16 protein-coding genes are annotated in these 15,477 nt (G+C 38.3%); 8 read left to right on the top strand and 8 right to left on the bottom strand.

Features of this window, described 5'->3' with window-relative positions; genetic code table 11:
- Positions 1 to 20: 20 nt before the first annotated feature.
- Positions 21 to 287 (top strand): hypothetical protein, encoded by a 267-nt coding sequence (locus VMW39_06020; protein ID HUW23567.1) that lies wholly within the window; start codon positions 21 to 23, stop codon positions 285 to 287.
- Between the two features lie 495 nt (positions 288 to 782).
- On the opposite strand, the gene VMW39_06015 is transcribed toward VMW39_06020, so the two are convergent.
- From VMW39_06015 to VMW39_05980, 8 genes are all read right to left on the bottom strand, one after another.
- A complete protein-coding gene (locus VMW39_06015) occupies positions 783 to 1,181 on the bottom strand; it encodes a sugar phosphate nucleotidyltransferase (GenBank protein ID HUW23566.1) in 399 nt (132 codons plus the stop codon).
- Positions 1,160 to 2,260 carry a hypothetical protein gene (locus VMW39_06010; protein HUW23565.1) on the bottom strand — a complete coding sequence of 367 codons (1,101 nt, stop codon included), beginning with the start codon at positions 2,258 to 2,260 and terminating at the stop codon, positions 1,160 to 1,162. The genes VMW39_06015 and VMW39_06010 overlap by 22 nt, the downstream gene beginning before the upstream one ends.
- The gene (locus VMW39_06005; GenBank protein ID HUW23564.1) at positions 2,257 to 2,676 is read right to left on the bottom strand and encodes a dual specificity protein phosphatase; all 420 of its coding nucleotides are present in this window, start codon (positions 2,674 to 2,676) and stop codon (positions 2,257 to 2,259) included. The genes VMW39_06010 and VMW39_06005 overlap by 4 nt, the downstream gene beginning before the upstream one ends.
- A gap of 10 nt (positions 2,677 to 2,686) precedes the next feature.
- Positions 2,687 to 3,919 carry a hypothetical protein gene (locus tag VMW39_06000; protein ID HUW23563.1) on the bottom strand — a complete coding sequence of 411 codons (1,233 nt, stop codon included), beginning with the start codon at positions 3,917 to 3,919 and terminating at the stop codon, positions 2,687 to 2,689.
- A 218-nt stretch (positions 3,920 to 4,137) separates the two neighbouring features.
- Complete coding sequence (locus tag VMW39_05995; GenBank protein ID HUW23562.1) at positions 4,138 to 4,278, bottom strand: hypothetical protein; 141 nt, start codon at positions 4,276 to 4,278, stop codon at positions 4,138 to 4,140.
- Between the two features lie 291 nt (positions 4,279 to 4,569).
- A complete protein-coding gene (locus VMW39_05990) occupies positions 4,570 to 4,761 on the bottom strand; it encodes a hypothetical protein (GenBank protein HUW23561.1) in 192 nt (63 codons plus the stop codon).
- 8 nt (positions 4,762 to 4,769) lie between these two features.
- A complete protein-coding gene (locus VMW39_05985) occupies positions 4,770 to 4,967 on the bottom strand; it encodes a hypothetical protein (protein HUW23560.1) in 198 nt (65 codons plus the stop codon).
- Positions 4,964 to 5,335, bottom strand: coding sequence for a metalloregulator ArsR/SmtB family transcription factor (locus tag VMW39_05980; GenBank protein HUW23559.1), 372 nt, complete (start codon positions 5,333 to 5,335; stop codon positions 4,964 to 4,966). The genes VMW39_05985 and VMW39_05980 overlap by 4 nt, the downstream gene beginning before the upstream one ends.
- A gap of 971 nt (positions 5,336 to 6,306) precedes the next feature.
- On the opposite strand from VMW39_05980, the gene VMW39_05975 reads away from it, so the two are divergent.
- The 7 genes from VMW39_05975 (at position 6,307) to VMW39_05945 (ending at position 15,472) form a co-directional block, all read left to right on the top strand.
- On the top strand, positions 6,307 to 6,654 hold the full coding sequence (locus tag VMW39_05975) for an HPP family protein (protein HUW23558.1): 348 nt from the start codon (positions 6,307 to 6,309) through the stop codon (positions 6,652 to 6,654).
- Positions 6,655 to 6,771: 117 nt separating this feature from the next.
- Entirely contained in the window at positions 6,772 to 7,422 is a 651-nt protein-coding gene (locus VMW39_05970) for a beta-phosphoglucomutase family hydrolase (GenBank protein ID HUW23557.1), read from the top strand.
- Complete coding sequence (locus VMW39_05965; GenBank protein HUW23556.1) at positions 7,419 to 9,749, top strand: glycosyl hydrolase family 65 protein; 2,331 nt, start codon at positions 7,419 to 7,421, stop codon at positions 9,747 to 9,749. Before VMW39_05970 ends, VMW39_05965 begins: the two co-directional genes overlap by 4 nt.
- An 18-nt stretch (positions 9,750 to 9,767) precedes the next feature.
- Positions 9,768 to 10,946, top strand: coding sequence for a glycosyltransferase family 4 protein (locus tag VMW39_05960; protein ID HUW23555.1), 1,179 nt, complete (start codon positions 9,768 to 9,770; stop codon positions 10,944 to 10,946).
- Positions 10,947 to 11,341: 395 nt separating this feature from the next.
- The gene (locus VMW39_05955) at positions 11,342 to 11,641 is read left to right on the top strand and encodes a hypothetical protein (GenBank protein HUW23554.1); all 300 of its coding nucleotides are present in this window, start codon (positions 11,342 to 11,344) and stop codon (positions 11,639 to 11,641) included.
- Positions 11,625 to 11,882 carry a hypothetical protein gene (locus tag VMW39_05950; GenBank protein ID HUW23553.1) on the top strand — a complete coding sequence of 86 codons (258 nt, stop codon included), beginning with the start codon at positions 11,625 to 11,627 and terminating at the stop codon, positions 11,880 to 11,882. The genes VMW39_05955 and VMW39_05950 overlap by 17 nt, the downstream gene beginning before the upstream one ends.
- Entirely contained in the window at positions 11,879 to 15,472 is a 3,594-nt protein-coding gene (locus VMW39_05945; protein ID HUW23552.1) for a protein kinase, read from the top strand. The genes VMW39_05950 and VMW39_05945 overlap by 4 nt, the downstream gene beginning before the upstream one ends.
- The last annotated feature ends 5 nt before the right edge of the window (positions 15,473 to 15,477 follow it).

Below are 15,477 nucleotides of genomic sequence, written 5' to 3'. Positions count from 1 at the left end.
ACTATTCTGTAAGTGGTTTAATGTCTATCTGGGAATACTTCTTAAGCCTTTTAATGAAGATGTCTTTAATCTCTTCTAATCTTTTTTCTGTTTTGGCTTCAAATCTTAAGATAAGTTTAGCCGAGGTATTGGATTTTCTAAGCAGGCCCCAGCCATTGCTAAACAGAATTCTTACTCCATCTATATTAATGCAGGAGTATTTGGAGTTAAAATATTTTGATATTTCACCTACAACTTTATCTTTCTTGGAATCAGGGCAGTCTATCCTTAGCCTGAATTATGCGTGAGTTATGAGCATAATTATACAAAATTTATTTGAATTTCCGAATGTAATTTTGTACAATGCTGTTGAAAAACTGTCTATTCCACAATCTACCCCTAGGGGGAACTTTACGGAATATGCCAAAAGGTATCAGAAAATTGCAAATTATATTCGGAGAAACCCACCTTACTCACTTTAGTGGAATGTTTCTGATTCACCGGTTTTGTCAAAAGATAGAATTTAAATATGTGTTGGAGTAGCACCGCTTGCGGTGCGTCTCGTCAAGCGCGAAACAAGTTTCGTTACTCCAACTTCTTTATTTATTAATACAATGAGTCTCTATCTTCCTAAATTTGTAAAAAACTCAAACACTATTATCGTCAAGAGATGGTTAGAAATATGGCATTTTCACGCATAATTCAGGCTTAGGCCCTGCCTATGCTTTCAACTACTTCAGAAGTTAAGTCTTCATTCACCGCACCCCTTATATCGTATTCTCTAAAAATTTCAGGGTTAAGCTTCATCTTTTGTCCACATTAAACAGATTAATGAATTCTTCATTATTAGAGATATAGTGGTCGGAGGACAAAACTACCATTATCGCCTCTGGGTCTAATCTCTCCAGATAGAGAGAAGCCAAGCCAATGCAGGCAGCTGTGTCTTTTCCTTCGGGCTCGACGATAAAATTTTTTTCTGGTAGAGCAGGAACTTGCTCCAAAGCTTTAGCCAAATGTTGTCTGGAAAGAGCCGGGAAAATCCTCTCCTCGGGGATAAAGGAGCTAATTCTTTCCACAGTTGCCTGAAAAAGAGTCTTTTCTCCAAAGAGACAGAGATATGGTTTAGGCCTTTCTTCTGTACTTAAAGGCCAAAATCTTTCACCTCTTCCTCCGGCCATAATTACTGCATAGATGTTATCCATTCTACATCTCTCTTGACTACTTTCTTTTCTAACAAAAACTGAAATAGCTCAATATATTGATTAGCTATAGAGACGGCTGAATTTCTACTTAAGTACTCCTCTAAGGTTCCTTGCCAGTTATAAAATCTTGGCCCTTGAGTTAGGATTTCTATTAGATTAGCTTCAAACTCCTCAAAATTGGTATAGGTAAAGACTACTCCGTCCATATTATAGAAATAGTTTGACTTTAAAGCCAAGATAGGGCAGCAAGAACCTAGGCATTGATAGGCGGTAGATGATACTACTACCCCTGAAGGAGAGCTGCGATGATAAAGTAATACATCTGAGGCGTGAAGATAACTATAGAGCCTCTCTATGTCCGGAGCCTCTTCCCTGATTAAAATCTCTAAGTGACTCCCCTTGAAGGTCTTTATTTGATCCAAATCCCTTTTTGAGACTACCAAAAGCAGAATGGGAAAACGGCAACTGATATTCTCCAAGATTGGCAAAAGCGCCAGATGTTCCTTAACCGCTCTTTGTCCAAAGAGAAGGAGAATATATCTATCTTGAGGAAGGTCCAACTTCTCTCTTGCCTTAAATTTATCTGCCCATCTTTTGGGATAACAAGGATAGGGTATAATATGAAGTTTTTCTTCAGGGAAGCCTTTACTTAAAAAATTGTAATACCTATCATCAAAACAAACTATGGCATCCCAATCAAACTGATAGAATGAAGGATTAGTTGGAAGTTTATTATGATGAATTACGGTTACAGTCTTTGTCCTTGGTTTAATAAGAGGAAATATCTTTGCCAGTTCATCCTGAGGAAACATCCCCAAATCTTGGGTAATAAATATATCATAAGTCTCTTTAAGGATAGGCTGGGGATTTAAAAAGGGCGGTTTCGCTTGTGAGGTAGTAAAACAGCGGGATACATAGTCCTCATCCTCACCAACAATAGCTGTTCCATGGAAATTAGACCTAACGAAAGTGAAGACCGAAAGCTGATGGCCCATCTTTACCCATTCCCTGCCGATTAACTCGGCAGGGATAGATGCGCCGGAGTCCTGATTCCAGGCAGACATCATTCCTATCTTCATTTTGTCACCTTAAATAAAGCTTCTTTTTGCTTTAAAGCCATTCTTATAGTCTTAGCCAATAAAGGCAAGGGCTCTACATGTCGCTTCTTTGAAAGAATAAATTTTACTGCCTCTGTATAATCAAAACCAAGGCTACATAGATAACCTATAACCACAGATGCAGACCTTCCCGCACCGTATGTACAAAAAACCAATATCTTATCCGAGACTATATTCTTCTCTATCCAGTTAATTGCCTCGAGCATCTTTTCTACGGGAGTAGGTGGTCCGTCTTTAAGAGGAATCTTATAATATTTCCTAGCAGGTTTATATAATTCAATATCGTCTGCCACATTGAGAAGTGCAGTTATCTCCTGGGAAGGATTTTCTGCATCCCCGATGTTACCCAAAGCCAAGTTTTCTAAGATAAAGACCATTATAAAACCCTTAGATTCGGTCCAGAATTGGGAGTTTCTTTCCAGATCGAACTATCTCTTCTAATAAAAGATGTTTTTGAGCCTGAACCTCATAAGAGAACTGCTGAGCATAGCGCCAATTCGATCTTAGCGCCTTTTCCTTTAATTCAGGTTTTAAGGTGAGTATTTTTATTTTCTCTGCCAGCTCTTCCAAGGTATCAACTTGTGGCAGTCCAGAAAGCTTTAAAGTCTCTCCTATCCCTTCAATATTTCGGCCAACTACACAAACTCCTGCCCCTTGAGCATGGGCCATTCTTCCTGACTGGGTAGCATTACGACACCAAAATACAGCAAAGTCTAATGCTTGGAAGGCAAAAGGAAAGATACTTTCAGGAATATAATCTTCAAAGAATAAATTTTTTCTTCCATCGTGAATAGATTTTAGCCTTTCTAAGATGGGTAGACTCTCCTCCATCTTTTTATCTTTTCTTTGCTGAATCCTTCCAATGTAAATAGCGATTACTTGATAGGTGGGAAATCTGGCCTGAAGGATCTGGCGAAGTTGATAAAGTTTAAGGGGATCTTTATCTTGGGTAATAAATCCAAAATTACCCAATAAAATTACCTTATCCGAGAAAAAGAGATTATCCAAAGATTGAAGTTCTTTCTTTTGTGTTTGAGAAATACCTGCTCGATTAATCAAATAACTCAACAGTTTCTTCCCGGCTTCTTTTTGGTTAACTTCAGGATAAAGACAAACCCCATGCCTTAATACTACTACCTTATCTTTATATTCGGGAAATGTCTCGATGACTGCCTGACAGGTTCCATTGGTGAAAACTGTTAAAACATCGATTAAAGGTAAAACCTTCTCCAGTAGCCTTTTTTCCTTTTCCTGCATCCCTTGAGGTGTCTCAGCGGATTGAAAATGGATGGTATGAAGACTGGCAATCGTTCTTTTTCTTCTTTCTTTTGCCTCTTTAATCAATGTAAGGAAAGAGGGAGACTTCCTACCCCACATACCAAAGGCATGCTCAAACCAGAGGACTTCCCCATCTAAAAGAGAAGGAAGCTTAGGATTAGATAAAGAAATAGTATATGCTACTCGTTTATCCAATTCAAAAGGTTCCTCAACCTTTAAAAATCCATCTAACCTCAAAGAAGTTACTCGCCAGCAACTCTTGGGCATTTTAGAAACCAGATATTTGGTATAATTCCCTATTCCACACATTATCGGTGGAAAAGTGGAAACAAAGTTAATCATCCCAGCTCCTTCCTCCAGAAATGGTCTTAGCTTAAAAATAGTCTTCTAGGTCTCTATTTCTGAAAGAATCTTTAAACGAATCTTTTCTTCTATCATCCATGCCTACGCAGTCATTATACTCCGGACATTTAGAACAGCAATTATCTTTTAAGCTTTTATTCTCTTCACATTCTTCGTATTTAGGACATTCCTCGCAACACACCTTTTTCTTGCCTCCTTTAATCCTTATAAAACCTATCTAAAAGCTCCCTTATTAATCTATTCTCCTCAGCCTTATCCCTGGCCAATCTTCGAATTATCATCTTCTGGCGCCTGATGTATTTGCGGATTCCTTTTGATAATTTTTCCTTATTTTTCATTATTTTCGAAAATCTTAAATCCTGTAAAGAGAGTACGCATTCCTGGCTTAAGACTGTACTTTTCAACTATTTCTTTGTTTAAGTTTTGTTTTTTGCCGCCCAAGATGATATAGAGCATCTGAGTTCTTTTATTCAAAATCGAATTCAGATGCTTCAGTCTCTGTTTCTGAGAGCTCTTCAACTCTTCCTTGGCAACCGCTAAGAACTAATGTGCAAAACGTAAGCAATAAACCCCCAAGATAAATAAATTTTTTCATTTATTTATACCTTCTCTTCTGCTTTTTGTCTTATTTAATATTCTGTTTCGTCTGGATAATATTCGGGCTCTTCCTCATATGTTTCCGAAGGCGTATATTCTTCTTTGGATGGTTTCTCAACAGCGATAATTTTAGCTACCTTTTTGTCGTCTCTAACCACGTAGTCAATGTCAATACTGTCACCGGCTTTGATATCTTTTAGTGCCTCTACATTTTTAAGTTTCACCTCTGGGTCTATAGTATAGGAACATTTACATCTTCATAAGTATCGTGGTCACACTCTATAACCGCGATTTGGTCAGAAGATATGCTACTGACTATACCCCAAGAGTATTCTATCTCTTCTTCCGCTTCCTCCTGTGCGAGGGATATGCCGGAGCAAATCAAGAGACCCAGTGCCAATACTGCCGCTGCCACTAAATATCTCTTCATTTCTTACTACCTTCTTTCTTGGTGGCGTTTATTTTTGCTGACTTTTTTAACTCCTTAAGCATTCCTATGTCCCGTTTAAAGATCTCTAAATCTGCAAGGCCTACAGTAATAGAATTAAGTAACTCCTGATGGGTCCTGTTCTTCGGTTTTATTAAGTGATAATAGACATTAAGACCAGCTCTTCTATCGTCTACCACCCCTGTTAATCGTAGTCGAGTAAGATGTTTGGAAAGATTTGATTGACTGGATTGAAGAATTCCGCATAGTTCGGTTACATTTAATTCTTGCTTATTGAGAAGATTTATGACCCTGAGGCGAGTATCATCAGCAAAGGACTTTAAAATCTGGCGGGCTTTCTCGATTCTCATCACTGGCCTCCTTTCTCATCATTAATTAACTATATGAACAGATACTCATATAGTATATAATAAAAAATTATTTTGTCAAGAATTTTTATTTGGCCTCTGAGATAATTCCTAATTTTAAGTTGGAGACCTGTTTGTTAAAAAACTTAACTGATACGATGCAGATAGAAGGTAAAATTTTAACCGACTGAGAAAATTTTGTTCAAAAGGCAAATTTGGGTGGGGGCAAATTTGCCTTTTTGCTTTTTTGGATTGATGGCTCGGCAACCCTTGACATCTTTGAGTAACTACTTTGAACTTCTTCGATGTTAAGGGGTGGACGACGACCCCGAAGGACTTCTCCTCTGGATTTCTACATTCGGGAGAGGAGTACACAAGCACGCCTGCCCTTAATGCTATTCTTCGTAAGTTATGCTACAGCGTATAGGCTGGCGAGCTGCCGAGCCAGAAAGGTGGCCTTCAGCAACCACCGCCTGCACTCCTCTGAAAATCCTTCCTGTAATCTTCCTGTAATCTTCTTGAGAAATGACCGTTGTTGGGCCGAAATTAGCAAAAACTATCTTGCTTTTTCTTTGCAGTTGTAGTATTCTATCAATGAAAATTTTGTTCTAAGCAATTCTGGGGACACAATACTTAATTATCCAGATACGATCCTGGTGTGTTGGTTATGCTATGGCACGAATAGCCCGTATGGTTATAACTAAGTATTCTTATGGTAATATGTGGTTGAAGATTATAGACATACAGATAGGAATCTTTTTAAAAACATGCATGCATGAATCGACCATTAGGTGACGAGAAATTTCTTTGTGAACTTGAGAAAATAAAAGAAAGGATATTGAAAAGGGGGAAAAGAGGGGCATAAAGACTAATTAAGTATTGTGTCCCCAGAATTCGAGAATTGTACTGTTAATCCTAGATGTCGTATCAAATGCCGCCATAATTGTTGCTTTGGGTGCTAGTTCTTTTATAGTATTCACAATGCTGAGACACAGGCGTCAAGACCGAGGTTTCTGATAGGAGGGTATCTAGTGGGAATAGCTGCAGGTTGCCTTTGTCATTACTTATCTTTGGTGCCATTGCTGAGGCAGCTACCCATTATCCAGGAGTTTTCATATGTAGTGTTTGGTGCGATGTCTGTGGGATTAGCGATATTTGTAATGGTAATTACAAATACGGAACATCCTCCGGCAGCAAGTTTAGCATTGGGACTCGTTCTTAACGAATTTAACTACAGGACGGTTATTGTTGTATTAATAGGAATTATTTCATTGTCTCTAATAAAGGCAGTGTTAAGACCAGTATTAAAAAATTTACTATAGTAAATACATATGCTTGTGAGTAGTTTGCCGAAGGACTCGAAGGCCGCGAACATCGTAATTTAGAGTTAAATAAGAGCAAGATTATCAATTACACATATGGGGAGGACTTGCAGTCTAATGTTTAAGGGAGCAATTTTTGATTTGGATGGTGTAATTGTTGATACGGTGCCAATCCATTTTAAGGCATGGAAGAAGATGTTTTCTGAATACGGGATAGATTTTACTTTTGATGAGTATAAAAGTAAGGTTGATGGTATTCCCAGATATGACGGGGCAAGGGCAATCTTGACGGACATTAGTGAAGCAGAATTAAAAGAAGCCGGTGACAGGAAACAGAGATATTTTCTTGAGTTCATCGAGAAAGAAGAGATTCCTGTGTATGCCTCTTCTATAGATTTAGTTAAGGAGTTAAAAAGTCATAATAAGAAAATAGCCTTTGCCTCCTCGAGCCGGAACTGTAAAAGGATTTTGCAAAGGGCGGGGATTATTTATCTGGCGGATGCCATAGTGGATGGTAACGACATTACCAGGGCCAAGCCCGACCCTCAGATTTTTCAGTTAGCTGCCGGGAGATTAGGTTGTGCTTATGTAGAATGTGTTGTGTTTGAAGATGCCGTCTTAGGCATTGAGGCTGCAGTAAACGGAAAGATGCTTTGCATCGGGATTGACCGCTACGGTAATGCCAAAAGACTGACAAAGGCAAACCTCGTTGTGGAAGATTTATCCAAAGTAGACTATGAAACAATCGAGGGATTATTTAAGAAATGAAAGATTATTACTCTAAATACAATACTGAATATCCCTGGCTGATTAAGGAGGAGGGTTGGGTGAAGTTGCTTCAGGGAGTGAGGGAATCTCAACTTGCCCTGGGGAATGGTTTTTTGGGAAGCCGCGCTGTTTTGGAAGAGATACCTTATGAGGCCACACCGGGAACCTATATTGCAGGAGTATATGATAGAATTGGTTCCCAGGTTGCCGAGTTAGTTAACTTACCTAATCCTTTTAATTTCGAGATAGGGATAGATGGAGAAAGACTGGGCGTTATTACCATGGATGTTGTGGAACATAGAAGAATTTTGAACTTAAGGCATGGGCTTTTGTGCCGGCATACTATTTACCAGGACAGTAAGAAAAGAAAGTACGATTATCAAAGTTTGAGATTTGTGTCCATGCACGATGAGAATATCGGCGTTATGCAGATTATTTTTACGCCCTTGGATGATGGAGTGGAAGCATCCATCGAAACGGGAATAGATACTTCTGTGTATAATGTTAGAACCGTAACGGAAGGACGCAAAAGACATTTCAGGATCAAGGAATTAGGACAATTTAAGAATGAGGGATATCTTATAGTTGAGACTTTTGGTAAATTGCATACGGCAATTTTCCGGAGTGGTTTTTATTATAAGACTAAGGGCAAAAAGACTGCAGCAAAAGATAATATATTTGAGCTGAAGTTGCGGAAGAATCAGACTGTTGTATTTACCAAGATATTCTGCGTGGAGGCTATTTCTAAAGGAGAAGATTTAGATAATATAAAGAGATTGTCAGAGAAGAAATTCCGAAAGGCATTTAACGCCAGTTTCGATTGCTTATTGAGAAGACATATTCGCGCCTGGGAAGGTTTGTGGAATGTGGCTGAAGTTTCCATATGGGGTGACCCGGAAGTTGAAAAGAATTTCAGGTTCAACATTTATCATATGCTAACATGTGGACCAAAAGATAATGGTTCATCCAGTATAGGAGCAAGAGCATTGACAGGGGAAGGTTACCGCGGGCATATATTCTGGGATACTGAAATTTTTCTTTTTCCATTCTATTTGTATACATTGCCTGATATAGCTAAGAATATGCTAGTGTACAGATACAGAAGATTAGACGCGGCAAGAGCGAGGGCTAAGAAAAATAGGTTTAAAGGGGCGATGTTCCCCTGGGAATCTGCTGATTCAGGAGAAGACGAGACACCCGGGTGGGCTAAAGATTTAGACGGAAAAGTAATCAGAATCCATACGGGTAAGATGGAGCACCATATAACCGCAGACATTGCCTACGCCTTCTATCACTATTATAATGCTACGCAGGACGAGAATTTTTTTCAGGATTACGGTTACGAAATATTGTTTGAGACAGCAAAATTTTGGGCCAGCCGCGTTGAATACAATAAGAGGAAGAAGAAATACGAAATTAAACAGGTTATCGGCCCTGATGAGTTCCACGTAGATGTTAATAATAATGCTTTTACTAATATGATGGCAAAGTGGAATTTGCTTATGGCCTATAATATGTTTAAGAAGTTAAGGAAATTAAATATAAAGGTCTATAGAAAGTTGGTTCAAAAAATAGGACTTTCAGCCAAAGAGGCAGCAAAATGGAAGAATATCTCTGCCCGCATCAGCATAAACATGGGTAAGGGGCAGATAATTGAGCAATTCGATGGGTATTTTAGAAAGAGGAGAATTAAAATAACTGATTGGGATGAGAATTTTATACCTGTTGTCTCGGAGAAACTGACTCCCAGAGATTATGGAAAAACACAACTTGTTAAGCAGGCAGATGTGATTATGCTTTTGTATCTGCTTTCAGACGTTTTCAGCAATAAGACCAAAAGAGAAAACTATGCATATTATATTGACCGGACAATACACAAGTCTTCGTTGAGCCTCCCGGTATATGCCCGTATGGCTATTGATGTAGGAGATAGAAGCAGAGGTTATCGATTTTTCCATGCTGCTCTGCGTACTGACATAAGCAATATTAATAAAAATACAAATGAAGGCATTCACGCAGCTTGTATGGGGGGAATCTGGCAGGTTTTGATAAATGGTTTTGCCGGGGTGAAAATAGAGAAAGGGATATTGTCAATCAATCCCAAAATGCCAAGAATATGGAGGAAAATCCTTTTTTCCCTGCATTGGAGAGGAAACCTGCTTAGACTGGAAGTCAAAAGTAATAAAATAAAAATTCAGCTTGTTTCTCCGGGCAGGAAGAAGGTTAAGATAAGAGTATTCGGTGTTTTGCATGAATTGGCTGGCGATAAGCCGTTTGAATTTGAGCGAAAAAGACCGGCAAAGGAAGTGCAGGCTTACTATTTATAAATCTTAAAAGGAATGACAATGGCAAAAGAAAAGTTAAGCATATCTCATCTGCATTGGGGTTTTCCTCCTATTATCGGAGGAGTGGAGACGCATTTAACGATATTGCTACCAACTTTAGTTAAAATGGGCCATAAGGTCAATCTTCTTACTGGTGCATTTGAAGGAGAGAAGGGGAGAGATAGGTATAAAGGTGTGGGCATCTTTCGCCAACCCATTATGGATTTAAACTGGCTTAGTAAAAGAGGGGTAGATGGTATTTCTGGAGAGGTAAGAGCTGTATTTGATAATTTCATCGACGAGACAAAACCTGATTGTATCCACGTCCACAATATGCATTATTTTAGCAAAATCCATGCATTGGCAATTCAAGAAATAAGCACCAAGAGAGGCATTCCCCTTATTTTAACAGCGCATAATGTATGGGATGATAATTTATTTTTGGATTTGACGAAGAATATTAAGTGGAGTCATATTATTGCTGTCAGCCATTTTATAAAGAGAGAAATTCTCGGAACTGGCTATAATCACAGAAACATCACGGTTATCCATCATGGTATTGACCAGGATATTTATTCCCCTAAAGTAAATGCGCAGGCTGTCTTTAAGAAATATCCTGTCCTGCGAGGAAAGAAGGTGATATTTCATCCTGCAAGGATGGGGTTGGCTAAGGGTTGCGATGTGAGCATAAAGGCATTGCGTATAATTAAGGAGAGGTTTCCTGATGTAGTTCTGGTGCTTGCGGGCACAAAGAATATTATAGACTGGGTCCAGAGCCAACAGAAGGACATTGCCTATATGGTAAGTCTGGTTGAGTTTCTTGGTCTTGAGGATAATGTGTTAATTGATGCTTTTCGATTGGAAGAAATGCCCAAGCTCTACGCTGCTTCCTCGGTTTGTGTTTATCCCTCATCCGTGTCTGAACCTTTTGGACTGACGATGTTGGAAGCCCTTTCATCAGGTAAGCCAATGGTGGTTACTAAAACAGGAGGAATGCCGGAGATTATCAAAGATGGCATTAATGGATTCATCATTCCAGTCAAGGATTTTGAGTCTTTGGCCTCTCGGATTAACTGCCTTTTAGGCAACAAGGAATTAAGGGAGCGACTGGGACACACGGGACGGCAGATGGTTGAGCAGCAATATACCAAGGAGATTGTTGCTGAAAATACATTAAGACTATATAAAAAGTTTTGTTAGCTATATGATGAAGCAAACTCGGACCAGGTATTATTTCCCTTTTGTTTAATACTCCTAAGTAAGAATTTTGAAAAGCATAAAAAGACATTTGACAAAATGTAACTTTTGTGGTATATTTAAGACAGAAAAGTTGGAACGAAAAGGCAAACCTACCGAGAGGTAGGGGCCCCCGGTAAACCATTATTTGGGATGCCCCGGGGCGCGATTCCGTAGTTGGTTTGGGCCACTTTACGAGACGCGGCAAAGTTACGGGTCAGCAAGGAAAAAGTGAGAATGACGGCCGGGCTACCGAAACCAATTATAAAGATAGCAGAGAAGTCTTTAATTAACTTATTAGCCGAACTGCTTTTTGCAAGAGAGCAGTTCGGTTTTTTGTTATAAGGTGATAACTATAAATGAAGAAAAGATTTAGATCTGATGTAGAAAAAAACCTATTCCGTATCCCCCTTTCTCTGGATAAAAAGACGGATGATTGGCTTCATAATCTGGGTATTTCAATGAAGCTTAGTGGGGGTTATAAACTTCCTAAGTCATATATTATTCGAAGCTTAATTAATGCCTTTGTGAGGCTAAAGGTAGACTGCAAAAATATTAGAACTCAGGCAGATTTAGAAAAGAGAATTCTTCAATCGCTTAGAGAGTTCCGAAGAATGAACAGAAACAAAGGTAAGTTAGCAAATGAAAAATCAGAATAGAAATTTACTTGTGACCAATATCGGAATGAACAAGAGGCAAATTAAGTTCATCGATAGAATAGCTCGAGAAATGAGATTCTGTGGAGGAAAGAAACCATCTCGGAGTTCCATACTTAATACCTTTATTAAAATAGTTATGCCTATGAAGATCGACGTTTCTAGAGTAAAGTCTGAAAAAGAAACAGAGGAAAGATTTTTGCAAGCCTTTAGAAATACTTCTAAAAACAAGAGTAAAAAATGACAGAACCCCTATTAGCGAATCGATACAGGATAATTGATAAAATCGGTGAAGGGGGTATGGGGAGAGTTTGGCGGGTCTATGACACAGTAGAACAACGAGAAATGGCCCTCAAACAGGTCTATAAAAAGGAAGATTCTGCCACCTTTATCTCACGAAAGGAAGTGTCTCTGCACTTTAGACAAGAGTTTCGGACTATGGTTAAATTAAAACATCCAAATACAGTTAATGTATTTGATTACGGTGTGTTAGAAAATGGCGACGAGTATCTAACTATGGAGTTTGTCCCGGGTCAGGAGTTACGGGATATTTTAAGAGAAAGGAAGTTAAGTTTTTCGGAAATCTATCGTATTCTCATTCAGACCTGCCAGGTATTAAATTTCATTCATTCCAGGCTTCTGGTTCATCGAGATATAAAACCAGCAAATATTCGCGTTACTCCAGAAGGAAATGTCAAACTGATGGACTTTGGTCTAATGGACCAGATGGGGCTACCTAGCGGTGGCGAAATAACTGGAACTGTTATTTATTTACCACCTGAAGTAGCTGAAGGTGGTATTATTGATGCTCGCTCCGATTTATATTCGTTAGGTATAATGGCTTATGAATTGGTAACTGGGCAACCCCCATTTGTGGGTAACAAGACATTAGATATTATCAGACAACATATCCAAACATCTCCTATTCCTCTTCGCCAAATTAGAGAAGACACCCCTGAGGAATTGGAAGAAATAATACTAAAACTCCTCGCCAAAGATCAAAATGAACGCTATCAGACAACAGCTGAATTAATTAATGATTTAGTTCAAGTTACTGGCGAGAAAATAGCTATAGAGACCTTTGAACAAAGGAAAAGCTATCTTAACTGCAGTAAACTTATAGGGCGGGAAAGGGAAATGCAAGAACTGAAAGAGGCCTTTACTCTAACGACACAAGGGAAGGGTGAGAGTATTTTTATTGCTGCACCAGCCGGGGTAGGAAAAACTCGCTTGATTCAAGAGTTTAAATTAAAAGTCCAACTAGCGGAAGTCCCCTTTATGGAAGGGCAATGTTTCGAACAAGGAATGACTACTTATCAACCCTTAGCAGATGGTTTTAGACCTTTACTGCCGTTAACTAAAAAAGAGATATTAGATAAATATGGTTCAGTGCTTGTTAAGGTTATACCAGAATTAAGGAGGAAGGGTTACCAGCCTGCTCCAAAATTAGATGAGGTTGGAGAAAAGGTGCGCTTATTTGAGCAAGTTACCGGATGGTTAAAAGATATATCAAAAGTTACCTCAATAGTTATTTGCATAGAAGACTTACACTGGTCTGATTTTGCCACTTTGGAATTACTGAATGCTTGCATTCGAGAGACAAGATCTAATCCAATTATGATTTTGGGTGCATTCCGTGATGATGAGGTGGGATCTACCAGCATCATTTTTCAAACGGTAGAAGAAGAGATTACGCAACTAATGAAACTATCAACTTTGAACCAAGACGATATTCAATCATTAATTAAAGGGATGTTGGGTCGGATAGAATTGACCGAAGATTTTACCGAACATGTATATACTGCTACTGCTGGAAATGCCTTTTTCGTTAGTGAAACGATGAGGGCGTTAATTGAAGAAGAACAACTACGATTAGAGCGAGGCTGTTGGATATTACCTATAGATATAAGCACATTAGAATTACCTACTTCAATTGAAGCCACCATACTCCGCCGTTTGAAATTTCTTAGTCCTGAAGCCTTAGGTCTCGCCAGAATCGCCTCTGTGGTGGATAGAGGTTTAGAGTTATCTTTTCTAAAGGTATTAAGTGCATTAGAAGATGAAAAACTCTTCGAAATCTTGGATGAGCTGATTGAACATCAATTTATGAAAACTGAGGAGAAACAATATATTTTCACCCATGACCGTGTCCGAGAAGCCCTCTATCATCAACTTGATGAAGAAAAAAGAAAGGAATTACACGAAAAAACAGGAACTATTATAGAAGAACGTTTTGGTGAAAACAAAGAGATAGTTGCAAGCGAATTAGCTTATCATTTCAGCAACGGTTTGAGTCAACAAAAAGCGGTTCGATATCTTATCATGGCAGGAAACAGAGCGGTGCAAAATAATGCTTTAATAGAAGCTTCTAAGTTATTAAAACAGGGGGTTGACTTACTCGAAGTCATAGATTATCCCGAAAAAGAGACAGTTATGATAGATACCTTGGAGAAACTTAGTCAGATAACAGTAGATACCGATCCTAAAGTCTGTGTTGAGGCGAGTAAAAAACTTATAAAAATCTTCCACGCTTATGGAGACGTCCAAAGGGTAATAAAACTGATGCGAGGATTCTTTAAGTTAATAAGTTATTTGCCAAGGGCTTTATCTAACAAAATTAAAACTAAATTAAATCAACCCCGATATCCCAAACCGAGACTCAAAGGTGATTATCCAACCATTATCCGTAAATTGATTATGAGCCAAGCTAATTTAGCCTTTGCTTATTCATTCATAGGAGAAAATGAAAAAAGTATTGAAGTAGCTAATAGAAATTTGGAGTATCTGCCAGATCCAGAATCTTTTATGAAAGGAGGGATATTAGCAACTCAAATTCAAGCCTTAGGATTTATTGGGAAGCACAGATTAGCAAGGAAACTTATGGAAGAAGCAATTGAATGTTTTGAGAAATCCAAGAGTCAATTAGTAGATAGAGAATCGTGGTTTCTGTATGGGCTATGTTGTTTTATGAGGGAAATAGCTTTTGTTTATCAAGGGAAAAAGTTTGATAGAACATATTTGGAGAAAATTCTTGAGATCTCTCAGAAATTCAATCTTTTTGATGGGTTTTTTTGGGCTGTTCATGTTGAAGTAGAGCGATATGCTTTATGCGGGCGCTATTCAGAATTTCAAATTAAGGCTCAAATCCTTAATGATTTGAATAAGAAAATGGGAAAACCGTTAACCAATAGTATCCATTTATATGCACATCTAAGCCTTGCTACGCTGCAAAGAGGAGAATTCGAATCAGCTGAAAGATGGATAAATAAACTTATAAAAGCAGCTATTGAAATATCATGTAATAGTGAGCAATCTTATGGTAGAGCGTTACTTGGTTTATTATTGTTTGAAAGAAATAAAGTGAAAGAAGCAATAAATGAATTAAAACTCGCGATTGATATTGGTAAAAAGAATCGTATAGAGCGATTAATTTTATCTCTTTATTCCTTAGGTGATATTTATATGAGACTTGGAAGATTAAATGAAGCCAGTTCTTTAGTTGAGGAAGCGCACCAGATTGTTAGCGACCCTGAATTAGAGAATATTTATTATCAAATTCATATTTATCGTTTGTTGGGACAAATTGCTCAGGAAAGAAGACAGTTTGAAAAGGCCGGGGAATTTTTAAATAAGAGCTTAGCTATCACTCAAGAGACTGATAATCCGATTCAGGAAGGGCTGACTCAAGTATCTCTGGGGCAATTATATTTGACGTTAACACAATACAATCTAGCAAAACGAGCTTTTCAAAAAGCAGTAGATAAATTTACAGAGATAGACAATAAATACCAAATGGCTAAAGTTCAAAAATTGCAAAATAAGTTGAAGCGTTAAGGAAA

Source organism: bacterium (assembly GCA_035530055.1).
In the GTDB taxonomy this organism is placed as follows: Bacteria; UBA6262; WVXT01; order WVXT01; family WVXT01; genus WVXT01.
Note: the sequence above shows the minus strand (reverse complement) of the source record. Positions and strands in the feature narration are given on the sequence as shown.

Bases quoted from the DNA above. Each gene is read 5' to 3' on its own strand.
- VMW39_05945 (HUW23552.1), top strand. From the start codon at position 11,879: ATGACAGAACCCCTATTAGCGAATCGATACAGGATAATTGATAAAATC.
- VMW39_06005 (HUW23564.1), bottom strand. From the start codon at position 2,676: ATGGTCTTTATCTTAGAAAACTTGGCTTTGGGTAACATCGGGGATGCA.
- VMW39_05960 (HUW23555.1), top strand. From the start codon at position 9,768: ATGGCAAAAGAAAAGTTAAGCATATCTCATCTGCATTGGGGTTTTCCT.
- VMW39_05980 (HUW23559.1), bottom strand. From the start codon at position 5,335: ATGAGAATCGAGAAAGCCCGCCAGATTTTAAAGTCCTTTGCTGATGAT.
- VMW39_05955 (HUW23554.1), top strand. From the start codon at position 11,342: ATGAAGAAAAGATTTAGATCTGATGTAGAAAAAAACCTATTCCGTATC.
- VMW39_05995 (HUW23562.1), bottom strand. From the start codon at position 4,278: ATGAAAAATAAGGAAAAATTATCAAAAGGAATCCGCAAATACATCAGG.
- VMW39_05965 (HUW23556.1), top strand. From the start codon at position 7,419: ATGAAAGATTATTACTCTAAATACAATACTGAATATCCCTGGCTGATT.
- VMW39_05970 (HUW23557.1), top strand. From the start codon at position 6,772: ATGTTTAAGGGAGCAATTTTTGATTTGGATGGTGTAATTGTTGATACG.
- VMW39_05985 (HUW23560.1), bottom strand. From the start codon at position 4,967: ATGAAGAGATATTTAGTGGCAGCGGCAGTATTGGCACTGGGTCTCTTG.
- VMW39_06015 (HUW23566.1), bottom strand. From the start codon at position 1,181: ATGGATAACATCTATGCAGTAATTATGGCCGGAGGAAGAGGTGAAAGA.
- VMW39_06010 (HUW23565.1), bottom strand. From the start codon at position 2,260: ATGAAGATAGGAATGATGTCTGCCTGGAATCAGGACTCCGGCGCATCT.
- VMW39_05950 (HUW23553.1), top strand. From the start codon at position 11,625: ATGAAAAATCAGAATAGAAATTTACTTGTGACCAATATCGGAATGAAC.
- VMW39_06000 (HUW23563.1), bottom strand. From the start codon at position 3,919: ATGATTAACTTTGTTTCCACTTTTCCACCGATAATGTGTGGAATAGGG.
- VMW39_06020 (HUW23567.1), top strand. From the start codon at position 21: ATGTCTATCTGGGAATACTTCTTAAGCCTTTTAATGAAGATGTCTTTA.